This window comes from Streptococcus vulneris (assembly GCF_019218685.1).
Taxonomy (GTDB): Bacteria; Bacillota; Bacilli; order Lactobacillales; family Streptococcaceae; genus Streptococcus; species Streptococcus vulneris.
On the sequence record NZ_JAHUZC010000002.1, the window covers coordinates 178750 to 194040 of the forward strand.

The 15291-nt window shown below is 41.1% G+C and carries 16 protein-coding genes; all 16 read left to right on the top strand.

Annotated features, from left to right (window positions below):
• Positions 1-85 precede the first annotated feature (85 nt).
• The 16 genes from KUA57_RS02905 to KUA57_RS02980 all read left to right on the top strand — a co-directional run bounded on the left by KUA57_RS02905 (position 86) and on the right by KUA57_RS02980 (position 15287).
• Entirely contained in the window at positions 86-550 is a 465-nt protein-coding gene (locus KUA57_RS02905; RefSeq protein ID WP_247932112.1) for an SP_0198 family lipoprotein, read from the top strand.
• A 193-nt stretch (positions 551-743) separates the two neighbouring features.
• Positions 744-2060, top strand: a complete 1317-nt coding sequence (locus KUA57_RS02910; RefSeq protein ID WP_049487398.1) for a glycosyltransferase — start codon at positions 744-746, stop codon at positions 2058-2060.
• Positions 2017-2997, top strand: coding sequence for an NAD-dependent epimerase/dehydratase family protein (locus KUA57_RS02915; RefSeq protein ID WP_049487399.1), 981 nt, complete (start codon positions 2017-2019; stop codon positions 2995-2997). The genes KUA57_RS02910 and KUA57_RS02915 overlap by 44 nt, the downstream gene beginning before the upstream one ends.
• Positions 2972-3787 (top strand): MBL fold metallo-hydrolase, encoded by an 816-nt coding sequence (locus KUA57_RS02920; RefSeq protein WP_049487400.1) that lies wholly within the window; start codon positions 2972-2974, stop codon positions 3785-3787. Before KUA57_RS02915 ends, KUA57_RS02920 begins: the two co-directional genes overlap by 26 nt.
• Positions 3765-5027 carry a F390 synthetase-related protein gene (locus tag KUA57_RS02925; RefSeq protein ID WP_049487401.1) on the top strand — a complete coding sequence of 421 codons (1263 nt, stop codon included), beginning with the start codon at positions 3765-3767 and terminating at the stop codon, positions 5025-5027. The genes KUA57_RS02920 and KUA57_RS02925 overlap by 23 nt, the downstream gene beginning before the upstream one ends.
• Before the next feature lie 14 nt (positions 5028-5041).
• Complete coding sequence (locus tag KUA57_RS02930) at positions 5042-5986, top strand: 3-oxoacyl-[acyl-carrier-protein] synthase III C-terminal domain-containing protein (RefSeq protein WP_218493600.1); 945 nt, start codon at positions 5042-5044, stop codon at positions 5984-5986.
• Positions 5987-6119: 133 nt separating this feature from the next.
• Positions 6120-7652 (top strand): cardiolipin synthase, encoded by a 1533-nt coding sequence (gene cls / locus KUA57_RS02935; protein WP_218493601.1) that lies wholly within the window; start codon positions 6120-6122, stop codon positions 7650-7652.
• A 254-nt stretch (positions 7653-7906) separates the two neighbouring features.
• Positions 7907-9460 carry a hypothetical protein gene (locus KUA57_RS02940; protein WP_049487404.1) on the top strand — a complete coding sequence of 518 codons (1554 nt, stop codon included), beginning with the start codon at positions 7907-7909 and terminating at the stop codon, positions 9458-9460.
• Between the two features lie 119 nt (positions 9461-9579).
• Positions 9580-11787 (top strand): anaerobic ribonucleoside-triphosphate reductase, encoded by a 2208-nt coding sequence (gene nrdD, locus KUA57_RS02945; RefSeq protein WP_218493602.1) that lies wholly within the window; start codon positions 9580-9582, stop codon positions 11785-11787.
• Positions 11788-11798: 11 nt separating this feature from the next.
• On the top strand, positions 11799-11939 hold the full coding sequence (locus KUA57_RS02950) for a hypothetical protein (protein WP_218493603.1): 141 nt from the start codon (positions 11799-11801) through the stop codon (positions 11937-11939).
• Between the two features lie 43 nt (positions 11940-11982).
• Entirely contained in the window at positions 11983-12489 is a 507-nt protein-coding gene (locus KUA57_RS02955) for a GNAT family N-acetyltransferase (protein WP_218493604.1), read from the top strand.
• On the top strand, positions 12482-13072 hold the full coding sequence (gene nrdG / locus KUA57_RS02960; protein ID WP_218493605.1) for an anaerobic ribonucleoside-triphosphate reductase activating protein: 591 nt from the start codon (positions 12482-12484) through the stop codon (positions 13070-13072). Before KUA57_RS02955 ends, nrdG begins: the two co-directional genes overlap by 8 nt.
• 253 nt (positions 13073-13325) lie before the next feature.
• Positions 13326-13634: a 30S ribosomal protein S10 gene (rpsJ, locus tag KUA57_RS02965; protein ID WP_001284513.1), complete on the top strand. Its 309-nt coding sequence runs from the start codon at positions 13326-13328 to the stop codon at positions 13632-13634.
• A gap of 82 nt (positions 13635-13716) precedes the next feature.
• A complete protein-coding gene (gene rplC / locus KUA57_RS02970) occupies positions 13717-14343 on the top strand; it encodes a 50S ribosomal protein L3 (RefSeq protein WP_000160197.1) in 627 nt (208 codons plus the stop codon).
• 24 nt (positions 14344-14367) lie between these two features.
• Positions 14368-14991, top strand: a complete 624-nt coding sequence (gene rplD, locus KUA57_RS02975; protein ID WP_000024547.1) for a 50S ribosomal protein L4 — start codon at positions 14368-14370, stop codon at positions 14989-14991.
• A complete protein-coding gene (locus tag KUA57_RS02980) occupies positions 14991-15287 on the top strand; it encodes a 50S ribosomal protein L23 (protein WP_001055347.1) in 297 nt (98 codons plus the stop codon). The genes rplD and KUA57_RS02980 overlap by 1 nt, the downstream gene beginning before the upstream one ends.
• Positions 15288-15291 lie beyond the last annotated feature (4 nt).

A 15291-nucleotide genomic window follows, 5' to 3' on the forward strand; every position in this document is an offset into this window, starting at 1 on the left:
CTCCTTTTTTGAACTTGTTATACTAGGAAAACTACTAGTTAGAAGGAAAAACTTCTGTAAATTGGTAGCAGAAAGGAAATTCATCATGAAATTAAAAAGATTCACACTTTCTCTTGCTTCTCTAGCAAGTCTTAGTCTCTTAGTAGCTTGTTCACAAAGAGCTCAACAAGTTCAACAACCAGTAGCTCAATCGCAAACACAACAAACTCAGCAATCACAACCTGCTGCTTCATCTTCGGCAGAAAATTCAAACCAGGCAGCGACAAGTTCTTCACAAAATACGCCTGAGGCTCAACCAACCAATATTGATGGAACTTATACTGGTCAGGACGAAGGAGACCGTATCACTTTAGTGGTAACTGGAACAACTGGTACATGGACACAGGTAGAAACTGACGGAGATCAAGAAATCAAGCAGGTTAGCTTCGATGCCGCTAATCAACGCATGATTATTGGGGATGATGTCAAGATTTATGCAATTAATGGAAATCAGATGATTATTGACGATATGGATAGAGAAGCGTCTGATCGCATTGTTTTATCTAAGTAAAGCTTATTTATCAAAAATTCCGATAAGATGAAAGATATTTGATGTATTACTCGATAAAAGTTAGATAGATTATACACATAAAGGAATGGGTCTTATACAAGATTCATTCCTTTTCCTTAAATATAAGTTCCACTTTTAGGAGTGGTACTCTTTTTGAGTAGTTCTTTTTAAAAAAATTTGTTATGCTAGATTTATGAAGAGAATCAAAATCGACGTGGTAGTACTCCCTTTAAGTGGACATCTCTTCCCAGCCCTGAATTTACTCGCACCTTTGTTGAAGGATTCTTTGTATGATATTCGATTATTCACAGGACCGCAACGAAAAGCTGTCGCAGAGGAGATGGGATTCCAGGTACTTCCCATTTTAGAAAATTTTGTAGATGCGTTTGAGCGTGTAGCCAACAATGAAGGACAACTAAATCTTATTTCTGCTTATCGACAGTTGTCAGCTAGTCTGGATTTGATCAATATAGTGTCTGACCAACTAGTGCAAGAATGGGAGAAAAATCGACCAGATATTGTTATTGCGGATTTTATAACTCTCTCTGGAGGACTTGTAGCGGAACAGTTGGGAATTCCTTGGATAACAACCATGGCGACACAGTTTGCCATTGAAACGACAGCTGGACCGCCTTGTTTCTTTGGAGGAATGGGCAGTCCAAAGAACCCTTTCCAGTCTGCCCAGCAATGGCTAGGAAGAAAAGTGACTCGTTTAGGGAAACGAATCGTAACCTTTTTATTGAGAGAACGCTTGAAACGTTACGATTTTAAGCTCTACAATCAAAAAAATCAGGAAACCATTTATTCGCCCTATTCCATCTTGGGAATTGGGATGAAAGAGTTGGAGCTGAAAAGTGGTTTTCCAGAGCACTACCTTTGGGTGGGGCCTTTTGGCTCTTCGATTGAGAGAGCAGAGAATTATCCTCTCGATTTGTCTCCCTATGCAAGTTATAAAAAAGTCCTCGTATCCTGTGGAACTCAGCTTGCGTGGGCTAAAGATAACCTCCTCTACCAGACCCAACAATTGGCAAAAGCCCATCCTGACTGTCACTTTTTTGTGACTCTGGGGTTTGGTGGACAAGACTTCCAATGTGAGGAGCTCATGGACAATGTTTCTGTGGTATCCTATCTTCCCTATAAGGAATACATTCCCCAGATGGACTATGTGATTCATCACGGAGGTGCGGGTATTTTTTACCAATGTATTATCTATGGCAAGCCTGCCTTAATTCTCCCTCATGACTATGATCAGTATGACTATGCGGTTCGCGGGCTAGAGGCGGGGATTGCCCTGACTACTAAACGAGAGGACACGGAAGCGATTGGACGCGCTTTTGATGAGCTATTGGCTAGAGATGGTTGGTCAGACTTGAACAAACTCAGTCGTGTAGCTCAAGACTATCAGCCAACAGAAATCCTCAAGAATGAAATATATCGACTCTTGGGGGGACAAGGAGAAATAAAACATGAAGAAAGTATTGGTAACAGGTGCTACGGGCTTTTTAGGTAAGTATGTTGTTGAAGAGCTCAGTCAGCATGGCTATCAGGTACGAGCTTTTGGACGTAATCGCAAGGTTGGTCAGTCTTTAGAGAACTCCTCTGTGGCATTTTTCCAGGGAGATTTGACCAAGCAAGAGGATCTGACTCAGGCTTGTCAGGGTATGGACATGGTTGTTCATGCGGGAGCTCTTTCTACCGTCTGGGGACCTTGGGAAGATTTCTACCAGACAAATGTCTTAGGGACCAAGTATGTTCTGGATGCTTGTCGAGAGGCTGGTATTCAGCGTTTGGTTTATGTGTCCTCGCCTAGCATATATGCTGCGCCTCGAGACCAGATAGCTATCAAAGAAAGCGATGCGCCTCAGGAAAATAATCTGAACAACTATATTCGTAGTAAACTAGCTTCGGAGAAGCTGTTTAAGGATTATCCCGATGTTCCGAGTATTATCTTACGACCTCGTGGGCTTTTTGGAATTGGGGATACCAGTATTTTGCCTCGGGTTCTTAAACTCAGTCAGAAGATTGGTATTCCCTTGATAGGGGATGGCCGTCAGCTGATGGATATGACCTGTGTGGAAAATGTCGCTCTGGCCATTCGCTTGGCTCTAGAGGCTCCTCAAGCTAGTGGCGAAGTCTATAATATTACCAACGGGGAACCAAGAGCCTTTAAGGATCTGATAGAAGAAACCTTGGGAGGGCTTGGATATCCGATAACATACAGAAAAGTGCCGGTTCCTCTTATTTCAGTTATTGCAAGTAGTTTAGAGTTTCTGTATAAGATTTTGAAACTTAAAGGTGAGCCGGCTCTAACACGCTATACCTATGACTTGCTGAGGTATAGCCAGACGCTGGACATCAGCAAGGCGGAGCGAGACTTGGGCTATCGCCCTCAAATCAGTATTTCGGAAGGAATTGAACAGTATGTCAAAGATTATAGAAAGCATTGATTATTTCCCGGCAGGATATTGCACGAGTTATACAGGTTTGCTATTTAAGGGAATCAAGAATAAAAAGATGATCTTTCCAGCCGGGGTTTTTCTTATCAAACATAGGGAGAAGGGATATCTCCTCTATGATACGGGCTACCATTACGATATTAAGACTCAGATTCGTTATGGTTTCTATCGTTTGGGAACACCTGTTCAAATGACGGAGAAGGACCAGATTTCATATTTGCTGAAAGCTAAGGGAATTAAACCGGAAGAAATTAATTATATCATCCTATCCCACCTGCATCCAGATCATTTGGGAGGGGCTAGCTTCTTCCCTCATGCAACTTTTATCTTGACTCAGGAAGTGTATGATGTTTACAAGAAACCGACACTGAAAGACTTGATTTTCAAGGAATTTTTGCCAGTTTCTTTTGAAAAAAATCTAACCATTATCAGAGCTGACCAGCAAGATTCAACCTTTCCCTATCGTCCGACTAGTGACCTTTTTGGAGATGGAAGTATCCTAGTAGCTTCTGTTGATGGGCATGCAAGGGGGCAAGCTTGTCTGTACCTTCCAGACTTTAATCTCCTCATCGCAGCAGATCTCTGTTGGGGAATTGACCTTTTGCCTTACACCAAGCAGATGCTCCTGATTCCTTCCTTGGTTCAGGACAATAAGGCAGACTATATCAAGGGGACAGAGTTTTTGGAGGAAGTCTTGAGAGATGGTATTGAAGTAGTTGTTAGCCATGACCCTGTAGAAAGGATAGAACGTATCATATATGAAAAAAGGAACCTTTCTTAAAACCTTTATCCAAACTCGCTGGCTTCATAACTTCAAATCTCGAGAAGCTGTAGAGAACTATCAGAAAAAGCAATTAGCTAACTATATGAACTTTTTAAAGCGAGAGTCGCCCTACTTTAAAAATGGGGTTCCTAGTGACTTTGACCATATGGACAAGGCTTTTATGATGGAGCATTTCAACGAGCTCAACACCCAAGGAGTAGATCGGGATGAAGCCTTGGCCTTGGCTATTGAAAGTGAAAAGACTCGTGATTTCACTGAACTCAAAGGCGATGTGGCAGTCGGACTGTCTTCAGGGACATCTGGACATCGGGGGCTTTTTATCACAACGGAGAAAGAGCGAAGTATGTGGGCAGCAGCTATCTTAGCTAAGATGTTACCCAAGGGCCAGCTTTTTGGACACCGAATCGCCTTTTTCCTGAGAGCTGATAATGAACTCTATCAGACCATCAATACGGCACTTATTCGTTTGGAGTATTTTGATATTTTTAAACCTACAGATGTCCATATTGAGCGGCTGAATACCTACCAGCCGACGATTGTTGTGGCACCAGCCTCTATGTTGATTGAATTGAGCAAGCGTCTCAAGGCTGGAGAGTTAGCTATCCACCCACAAAAAATCGTTTCGGTGGCAGAAATCTTGGAAGATAATGATAGGGAACTCATCGCAGAAGCCTTTTCTCTATCCATTATTGACCAAGTTTATCAGGCAACCGAAGGTTTCCTAGCTTGCACTTGCTCAGCTGGCAATCTGCATCTCAACGAAGACATTATACTTGTGGAAAAGCAGTATCTGGATGACCGCCGTTTTTATCCAGTGATTACGGACTTTAAACGAAGTAGTCAGCCTGTTTATCGCTACCAGCTCAATGATATCTTGGTTGAAAATCCGAAGACTTGTCCGTGTGGCTCCTGCTATACACGAATTGACAAGGTCGAAGGACGCTCTGACGACATCTTCTATTTCGATGGACTGGATGGGGGACAGGTGACCATCTATCCAGACTTTATCAGACGTTGCATCCTCTTTGTGGAGAATATAGGAGATTACCAAGTCAAACAATATTCTGAAAAGTTAGTGGAAGTTTGTCTAAACCAACGAGATGAGAGCATGGAGACAGCTATTTTAGTACAGTTTCAACTCCTGGCCCAGCAAAAGCAGTTTATAGTTCCCGAAATTCAATTTTCAGATTATCACTGGGATACTAGCCATAAACTCAAACGAATCCAACGTTTATGAAAGGATAAAAGACAATGACAGAAGTAAAAAGACATGTAGAAATTGCAGGATATGGTGTTTGCCTTCCAAAGCATACCGTCCAATTCAAAGACCAGACGCGTTATCGTGTAGTTGAAAATGAAGAAACGCAGTTAGATTTAGCAGAGGTAGCAATTCAGAGAGCACTCGAATATGCAAACTTAGATATTAAAGATATCGATTGCCTTGTATCAGCTAGTGCAGTTGGTGTTCAGCCTATTCCTTGTACGGCTGCCTTGATTCATGAGCGCGTGGCAAAAGGACTCTCAATCCCAGCTATGGATATCAATACGACCTGTACTAGCTTTATTTCTGCTCTATCGACTATGTCCCACTTGATCGAGGCAGGCGAATACAATCGTGTCTTAATTGTGTCTAGTGAGGTTGGTAGTTTAGGGCTCAATCCTAAGCAAAAAGAAAGTTTTGAACTCTTTAGTGATGGGGCGGCAGCCTTTATTTTCCAAAAAAGCCATCAGGAAAAAGGGGTCATTGCTAGTCTCCAACGTACTTGGTCAGAAGGAGCACACGATACGGAGATTCGTGGAGGTCTGACTTCTTTTCAACCAAAAGAGTACTCTGAAGCGACTAAGACCAACTATATGTTTGATATGAAAGGTAAGAAAATTCTCCTCTTATCTGCTCGTAAAATTCCAGTCATGTTTGAAGAGTTTCAAGAAAAAATGCAGCTAGCATTGTCAGATGTGGACTATATTATTCCCCATCAAGCAAGTCGTGCCCTTCCTTTAGTTATGGAAAAACTAGGTGTTGCGGAGGAACAATATCTCAATCTTGTCACTGATTATGGAAATATGGTGTCAGTATCTGTACCGTTTGGCTTGGCTTATTCATTAGAACAAGGGCTTGTTAAGGAGGGAGATGTCATCTATCTTATGGGAACTGCAGCCGGTATGACGGTCAATATGTTGGCTCTCAAACTGTAATACGCATATGAGATCATAATGGTTGAAACTTTAGCAAGAGTAAATTGTTGCCATCTAGCTATGAACTGATGTATACTAGTGGAAACATCTATTAATTAGGTGGTTAGGGGGAAGGTTAAAAGAAAGGGGATGTATGAAATATAGAAAATTTCAATTATTGATGTCCAAGTATGGCTTTAGTCTTTCGATTATGCTACTTGAACTGTGTCTTGTTTTTGGTCTCTTTCTCTATTTAGGGCGCATGGCCCCTATTCTATGGGTAATTGTCTTAATTTTTATGAGTATGGCGACTATTGTCGCAATTGTCAATCGTTCAATGGCGCCTGAAAGTAAAGTAATGTGGTTAGTGGTAACTTTTGTTCCTGTCATCGGGCCCTTGCTCTATCTGATGTTTGGTGAAAGGCGATTGTCCAAAAAAGAAATCAAGCAGTTGGACAAACTTGGTTCCATGCATTTTCGGGAGGATAACAGTAAAGCTCTCCGCCAGAAATTGAAGGAAGATGATAAGGCGGCTTACGGAGTTATCAAATCTTTGCTAAGTATGGATAGCAATGCCGATGTCTATGATCGAACAGATTCACAATTCTTTTCTTCGGGTGAAAGCATGTGGCAATATATGTTGGAAGACCTCAAGAAAGCTGAGAAATTTATCTTTCTAGAGTACTATATTGTCGAAGAAGGTCTGATGTGGAATAGCATACTAGATATACTAGAGCAAAAGGCAGCTCAGGGTGTAGAGGTCAAGATGCTCTATGATGATATCGGTTGTATGGCGACTTTACCTGGAGACTATACTGTTCAGCTTCGTAGTCGAGGAATTGAAGCCCATAAGTTTAACAAGGTGATTCCTCGTTTGACGGTAGCTTACAACAATCGGGACCATCGTAAAATCCTTGTTATAGATGGTCAGGTAGCTTATACAGGAGGCATTAACTTAGCCGATGAGTATATCAACCATGTAGAACGCTTTGGTTATTGGAAGGATAGTGGGATTCGCATAGATGGTCCTGGTGTCAAGGCTCTAACCCGTCTCTTTTTGATGACTTGGTACATCAATCGTGGGGAAATCAGCGATTTTGATCAGTATCACTTGGAAAATCAGCCTTGTTCTGGCCAAGGGCTCTGCATTCCTTACGGTAGTGGGCCCAAGCCCATCTTCCGTACCCAAGTAGGGAAAAAAGTCTATCAAAGTTTGATTAATCAGGCTACTGATTCAGTCTACATCACAACACCCTATTTGATTATTGACTATGATTTAACTGAGAGTATTAAAAACGCGGCCATGAGGGGTGTTGATGTTCGCATCGTGACTCCTTTCATTCCAGATAAAAAATTAATCCAACTCATTACAAGAGGGGCCTATCCGGATTTGTTGTCAGCAGGAGTAAGGATTTTTGAGTATAGTCCAGGCTTCATCCACAGTAAACAAATCTTAGTGGATAAGGACTTTGCTGTAGTTGGAACGATTAATTTAGATTATAGAAGTTTACTTCATCACTATGAAGATGCAGTTTTGCTATATAAAACGGCATCAATCACAGAGATTCAAAAAGACTTTCAGGAGATTTTTTCAGTATCTCAAGAAATTTTCCCTCATACGATAAAAAATAGCTGGTATCAGAAATTGATTAAGGAAATTGCCCAGTTATTCGCCCCTATCTTATAAGAAATCTAGGACTTAGGATACAACCCAGTCCTATTTTTCTTGCCTTTTACGAATAAGAAGATATAGGAGGAACGATGCTGACTCAGAAAGAATTGGATTATATCATGTCATTTAAACAGACGCATTTACACCGATTTCGGGAAATTGAAACCTTTGTGAAACTATGCAAAAAATCGCTCAAACAGCCATCGCAAGCTGACAATTTTAGGTCTTTTTGATATACTAAGACAGATAAATTGAATAGGAGAAACGATATGGCTGTATATGGCAGAATCGAAGAAGTATCCGAAACGATACAGAGTAATGAAATTGAAAATAGACTGGATAGGAAGCTTGAATCTCATGTAGAAAAAGAAGAACAGGTAGCTTTCCCGTTTTTCAGACTCATCATTGGAAGTACGATTGCAACGGTTTTTTCTGTGGTGATACCTTTACTTTTAGATATGGTAGGTCCCTCTCAGGCGCAGGATTTGTATATAGGGTGGGCTTTACATCAGGGAGGACAGCTTTACAGTAGCTATTATGCAAGTCAAGGTCTTCTTTATTACTTACTACTTTATATTACCCAAGGAGGCATCCTTTTTGCCTTGGTAGAATGGCTAGCCCTCTTAGGAGGAGGTTATTTCCTCTTTTCTTCAACCGACTATCTGACGGGACAAAGGGAACAAGCCAAACAACTCCTAACCATATTTTATATCTTGGTGTCTGGTCTTGGTTTTGGAGGAGGTTATGCTACTATCTTAGCTCTGCCATTCCTGTTTGCAGGATTTTCATTTATAGCAGCTTATCTATCAAATCCTAATCATGACAAGGGATTTCTACGTCTGGGGATCTTTTTGGGCCCATCATTTTTCATAGAGCCTCTTACAAGTCTTCTCTTTGCTGTAGTAGTAACGATTGGTTTATTTGTCTTTAATGTTGGGCATGGTCGTTTTGTCCATGGAGTTTATCAGTTTTTTGCAGCGGCACTTGGTTTTTCTCTCATCTTTTACCCAGTAGGCTACTATGTGCTTACTTCAGGTGGTTTTGGAGAAGCTATAGGAAGTCTTTTGTATCCGATTGATTCCCTTCAGGTCTTTACCAATCCTCAACTAATGGATAATGTTGTATTCTATGGTTTGTTGACCTTTGGTTTAGGAGCTCTCTTCCTTGTTTTTCTAGGATTGTTCCAATCAAAGGCATCAAGATTATATGTTATTTCAGTACCAGCTAGTTTTGCTTTCTTATTTGTATTAGCCTTGTTGCTTTTTTCTCAAGAACCTCTTCACGGTTCGCGTTTGATTCTAATCCTTCCATTTTTACTCCTTCTTTTGATGACCAGTATTCGTGGGAAACATTCAGCTAGAGGAGCTCGTCGTCGGAGAAGAGAAGATGTTCCTACTTTATGGAAAAAATTCATGAAAGGAAATCTCTACTTACCGATCCTAGTGGTGGTTTATCTGATTGCAATTCCTTTTGTAGCTCGTTTTGTCTTGCATCCAGCTTCTTATAGAGAACAACATCAAGTAGTAGACAGAGTCAAACAAGAGACGAGTGAGGGAGACCAAATTTATATTTGGGATTCACATGTTCAGATGTATAAAGAAAGCCAGCGTTTGGCTGGATCCATGTTCCCATCACCTCTTCTTTACACGAGTACAGAAGAAAACAAAACTACCTTGATTCATGACTTGAAAGAAAACCAACCTAAGATGATTGTGGTAAACGACAAGGTGGCTCTCTGGTCTGAGGCGGAGACACTCTTAAAAGAAAATTACCAACAAGTAAAGACTGATTACTCAGAGTTTAAAGTCTATAAAATTAAATAACTAAATCAATATCTTGTGTATTTTTAAAAAAATTATGATTTTTAACACAAGATATTGATTTTTCTTTTTAGAGTGGTATAATACTTTTTAGAAAGAACATTTTAGAAAAGAGCATGCATATGATTGCACTAGAAGAAAAAGTTACAATTTTGCCAACTCTCTTCGTCGAGAAACGAGATGGGAGACGTGTTGTATTTGATGTGGATAAGATTGACAAGGCTCTCCACAAGGCGGCTGATAAGGTTATGGATGTGACACCCTTGGTCGAAAAACGCCTCAATGCTCTGACTGAGCGTATTGTCACAGAAATTCATAGTCGTTTTCCACAGGGGGTTAAGATTTATGAAATCCAAAATATCGTAGAACATGAACTCCTTGAAGCCAAAGAATATGCGCTAGCTGAGGAGTATATTACTTATCGGACACAGAGGGATTTTGAGCGCTCAAAAGCGACGGATATCAACTTTAGTATCCACAAACTTCTCAACAAAGACCAGGCAGTTGTCAATGAAAATGCTAATAAAGACAGCGATGTCTTTAATACCCAGCGTGATTTGACAGCGGGCATCGTTGGAAAATCAATCGGACTGCAAATGCTTCCTAAGCACGTAGCCAATGCCCACCAAAAAGGGGATATCCACTATCATGATTTGGATTATAGCCCCTACACACCTATGACCAACTGCTGTTTGATTGATTTTAAAGGTATGTTGGAAAATGGTTTTAAGATTGGGAATGCAGAGGTAGAAAGTCCTAAGTCTATCCAGACTGCAACAGCTCAGATTTCCCAAATCATTGCCAACGTTGCTTCTAGCCAGTATGGAGGCTGTTCAGCTGACCGTATCGATGAAGTCTTGGCTCCTTATGCAGAGAAGAATTATCAAAAACACCTCAAGGATGCGGAAGAGTGGGTTTTACCTGATAAACGAGAAGATTATGCATGGAAGAAAACCCAAAAAGACATCTACGATGCCATGCAATCTCTTGAGTATGAAATTAACACCCTCTTCACTTCAAATGGACAAACACCTTTTACTTCGCTCGGTTTTGGTTTAGGAACTAGTCGTTTCGAACGGGAAATTCAAAAAACTATCTTGACCATCCGAATCAAGGGGCTTGGTTCGGAGCATCGTACAGCCATCTTCCCTAAGCTCATCTTTACGCTTAAAAGAGGCCTTAACTTGGAAGAAGGGACTCCCAACTACGACATTAAGCAGTTGGCTCTTGAGTGCGCAACTAAACGGATGTATCCGGATGTCTTGTCCTATGATAAGATTATCGAGTTGACTGGTTCTTTCAAGGTTCCTATGGGCTGTCGTTCTTTTCTTCAAGGATGGAAGGATGAAAATGGTGTCGAGGTCAATTCAGGTCGCATGAATCTGGGCGTTGTGACGGTTAACCTGCCTCGTATTGCTCTTGAGTCTGAAGGTGATATGAATAAGTTCTGGGAAATCTTCAACGAGCGAATGAACATTGCGGAAGATGCTCTGGTTTATCGTGTCGAACGGACCAAGGAAGCGACACCAGCCAATGCTCCTATCCTTTATCAATACGGTGCTTTTGGCCATCGTCTAGGTAAAGAAGAAAATGTTGACCAGCTCTTTAAGAATCGTCGTGCGACAGTTTCGCTGGGTTACATCGGTTTGTACGAAGTAGCGACAGTTTTCTTTGGAAATAGCTGGGAACACAATCTAGAAGCTAAGGAATTTACGCTGGATATCATTCGCGATATGAAACGCCGTGTAGAAGAGTGGTCTGACCAATATGGCTACCATTTCTCTATCTACTCAACACCATCTGAAAGTTTGACAGACCGTTTCTGCCGACTAGATACAGAGAAGTTTGGTTCTATTCCTGATATTACAGACAAGGAATACTACACTAACTCTTTCCACTACGATGTTCGTAAAAATCCAACACCATTTGAAAAAATAGACTTTGAGAAAGTCTATCCAGAAGCAGGTGCGTCAGGTGGTTTCATCCATTATTGTGAGTATCCAGTCCTTCAGCAAAATCCTAAGGCTCTGGAAGCTGTTTGGGATTATGCCTATGACCGTGTGGGCTATCTTGGGACCAATACTCCAATAGACCGTTGCTACAAGTGTGACTTTGAAGGGGATTTTGAACCAACTGAAAGAGGATTTGCTTGTCCAAACTGTGGCAATAGCGACCCTAAAACAGTAGACGTTGTTAAACGGACTTGTGGCTATCTTGGCAATCCTCAAGCAAGACCTATGGTCAATGGCCGTCACAAGGAAATCGCTGCGCGTGTTAAACACATGAATGGTTCAACGATTAAAATAGCTGGCCATCAAGTAACAAATTAGAAAGAAATGAAATGGGAAAATATCAATTAGACGATAAGTGGCGTGCACAAGTGACCCGTTATCACGAGAAACATTCTAAAGGTGGAGCTGGTAAGAAAGAACGCTTGCTCAGCCTCAGAGAACAATTTTTAAACAAGAACAAGCAAAAATAAAAGTGAGAGTCAGCTCTCGCTTTTCTCATAGTGGGAGGTAAGGATGGAACTACGTAGACCAAGACTAGCAGATAAGAAAGCTATTATAGACATGATGGAGGAATTTGAAAAATATCAGTCGCCTCACGATGGGGGCTTTTGGGATACAGAGAACTTTGTGTATGAAGAGTGGTTGGAAACAAATATGCAAAAAGAGATGGGAATAAACTTGCCTGAAAATCGTGTTCCTTCTATTCAATTTGTATCATTTGATGATGTAGGTCCTGCTCTAGGATTTTTGAATCTGCGATTGAGACTGAATGAGGGTTTACTGAATTATGCTGGCCACATTGGATACTCCATCCGTCCATCTCAAAGAGGCAAAGGATATGCTAAGGAAACTCTCCGTCAGGGCTTGCAAGTTGCTAAGGAAAAGAACATCAAGAAAGCTCTTGTGACTTGTAGCGTGAATAATCCTGCTAGCAGAGCAGTCATTCTAGCAAATGGAGGTCTCATTGAGGATGTTCGTAATGGAGTCGAGCGTTATTGGATAGAGGTAGCGAATGAATAATCCAAAACCACAAGAATGGAAAAGTGAAGAGCTCAGTCAAGGCCGTATCATCGACTACAAGGCCTTTAACTTTGTAGATGGAGAGGGTGTGCGTAACTCTCTCTATGTATCAGGTTGCATGTTTCATTGTGAGGGATGTTATAATGTTGCGACTTGGTCTTTTAATGCTGGCATTCCCTATACAGCAGAATTAGAAGAACAAATCATGGCAGATCTTGCTCAACCTTATGTTCAAGGCTTGACCTTGCTGGGAGGAGAACCCTTTCTCAATACGGGTATTCTCTTGCCACTCGTTAAACGCATCCGAAAGGAATTGCCAGGTAAAGACATCTGGTCCTGGACGGGCTACACCTGGGAAGAAATGATGCTGGAGACACCAGATAAACTGGAACTCTTATCACTGATTGATATTCTGGTCGATGGACGGTATGATAGAACTAAAAGAAATCTTATGCTTCAGTTTCGAGGTTCTTCCAATCAACGAATTATCGATGTGCAAAAATCTCTCAAAAGTGGGCAAGTAGTGATTTGGGATAAGCTTAATGACGGAAAAGAAAGCTATGAACAGGTGAAGAGAGAGTAACTTTCTTCCATAAAATACTTAAATAAATGACCCGCCAAAAAAGAAAACAGTTTCATTGTAAAAAAACGAAAAAACAGCAACAAATCCCTTGCAATCGCAGGGGCTTTGTGTTATTCTATTATGGTGCTGTAAATTACAGCCTTAGCTTTGATGCAAGAGGTTGCGACACGCTCGGTTGCATTGCCACGCAACACCGCGTCGGTTTTCTTGTGGAGCTAGCCTATTATCTTAAATAGACGAAAAGGAGAAAAAGATGGCAAACAAAAAAATCCGTATCCGTTTGAAAGCTTACGAACACCGTACGCTTGATACTGCGGCTGCAAAAATCGTAGAATCAGCTACTCGTACAGGTGCACAAGTTGCGGGTCCAATTCCACTTCCAACTGAACGTAGCCTCTACACAATCATTCGTGCGACTCACAAATATAAAGACTCTCGCGAACAATTCGAAATGCGTACACACAAACGTTTGATCGATATCGTTAATCCAACTCAAAAAACAGTTGATGCTTTGATGAAATTGGATCTTCCAAGTGGTGTAAACGTAGAAATCAAACTTTAATCTAAAGCTTGATACCTTGAGCATAAAAAACGCTCGTTAAAAACTTTTTGAATAAAAAATATAGAAAAGGAACTATTTTCTCATGACAAAAGGAATCTTAGGGAAAAAAGTGGGAATGACTCAAATCTTCACTGAAGCTGGCGAATTGATCCCTGTAACAGTTATTGAAGCAACTCCAAACGTTGTTCTTCAAGTTAAAACTGTTGAAACAGACGGATACAACGCTATCCAAGTTGGTTTCGATGACAAACGCGAAGTATTGAGCAACAAACCTGCTAAAGGACATGTAGCGAAAGCTAACACGGCTCCTAAGCGCTTCATTCGTGAATTCAAAAACGTTGAAGGCTTGGAAGTTGGTGCTGAAATCACAGTTGAAACATTCGCAGCTGGAGACGTTGTTGACGTAACTGGTACTTCTAAAGGTAAAGGTTTCCAAGGTGTTATCAAACGCCACGGACAATCACGTGGACCAATGGCTCACGGTTCTCGTTACCACCGTCGTCCAGGTTCTATGGGACCTGTTGCACCTAACCGCGTATTCAAAGGTAAAAACCTTGCAGGACGTATGGGAGGCGACCGCGTAACAATTCAAAACCTTGAAGTTGTACAAGTTGTTCCAGAAAAGAACGTTATCCTTATCAAAGGTAACGTACCAGGTGCTAAGAAATCTCTTATCACTATCAAGTCAGCAGTTAAAGCTGGTAAATAATAAGGAAAGGGGAATACAGTCAAAATGGCAAATGTAACATTATTCGACCAAACTGGTAAACAAGCGGGCGAAGTTGTTCTTAACGATGCAATCTTTGGTATCGAACCAAATGAATCTGTTGTGTTTGATGTGATCATCAGCCAACGTGCTAGCCTTCGTCAAGGAACTCACGCAGTTAAAAACCGCTCAGCTGTTTCAGGTGGCGGACGCAAACCATGGCGTCAAAAAGGAACTGGACGTGCTCGTCAAGGTTCTATCCGCTCTCCACAATGGCGTGGTGGTGGAATCGTCTTCGGACCAACTCCACGTAGCTATGCGTACAAACTTCCTCAAAAAGTTCGTCGCCTTGCACTTAAATCTGTTTACTCAGAAAAAGTTGCTGAAAATAAATTTGTAGCCGTTGATTCTCTTGAATTTACAGCTCCAAAAACTGCTGAATTTGCAAAAGTTCTTGCAGCTTTGAGCATCGATTCTAAAGTCCTTGTTATTCTTGAAGAAGGAAACGAATTCGCAGCTCTCTCAGCTCGTAACCTTCCAAACGTGAAAGTTGCGACTGCTACAACTGCAAGTGTTCTTGACATCGCAAATAGTGACAAACTTCTTGTTACTCAAGCAGCTATCTCTAAAATCGAGGAGGTTCTTGCATAATGAATTTGTATGATGTTATCAAAAAACCTGTAATCACTGAAAGCTCAATGGCTCAACTTGAAGCAGGAAAATATGTATTTGAAGTTGACACTCGTGCACACAAACTTTTGATCAAGCAAGCTGTTGAAGCTGCTTTCGAAGGTGTTAAAGTTGCTAATGTTAACACAATCAACGTAAAACCAAAAGCTAAACGTGTTGGACGTTACACTGGTTTTACTAACAAAACTAAAAAAGCTATCATCACACTTACAGCTGATTCTAAAGCAATCGAGTTGTTTGCTGCTGAAGCTGAATAATCTA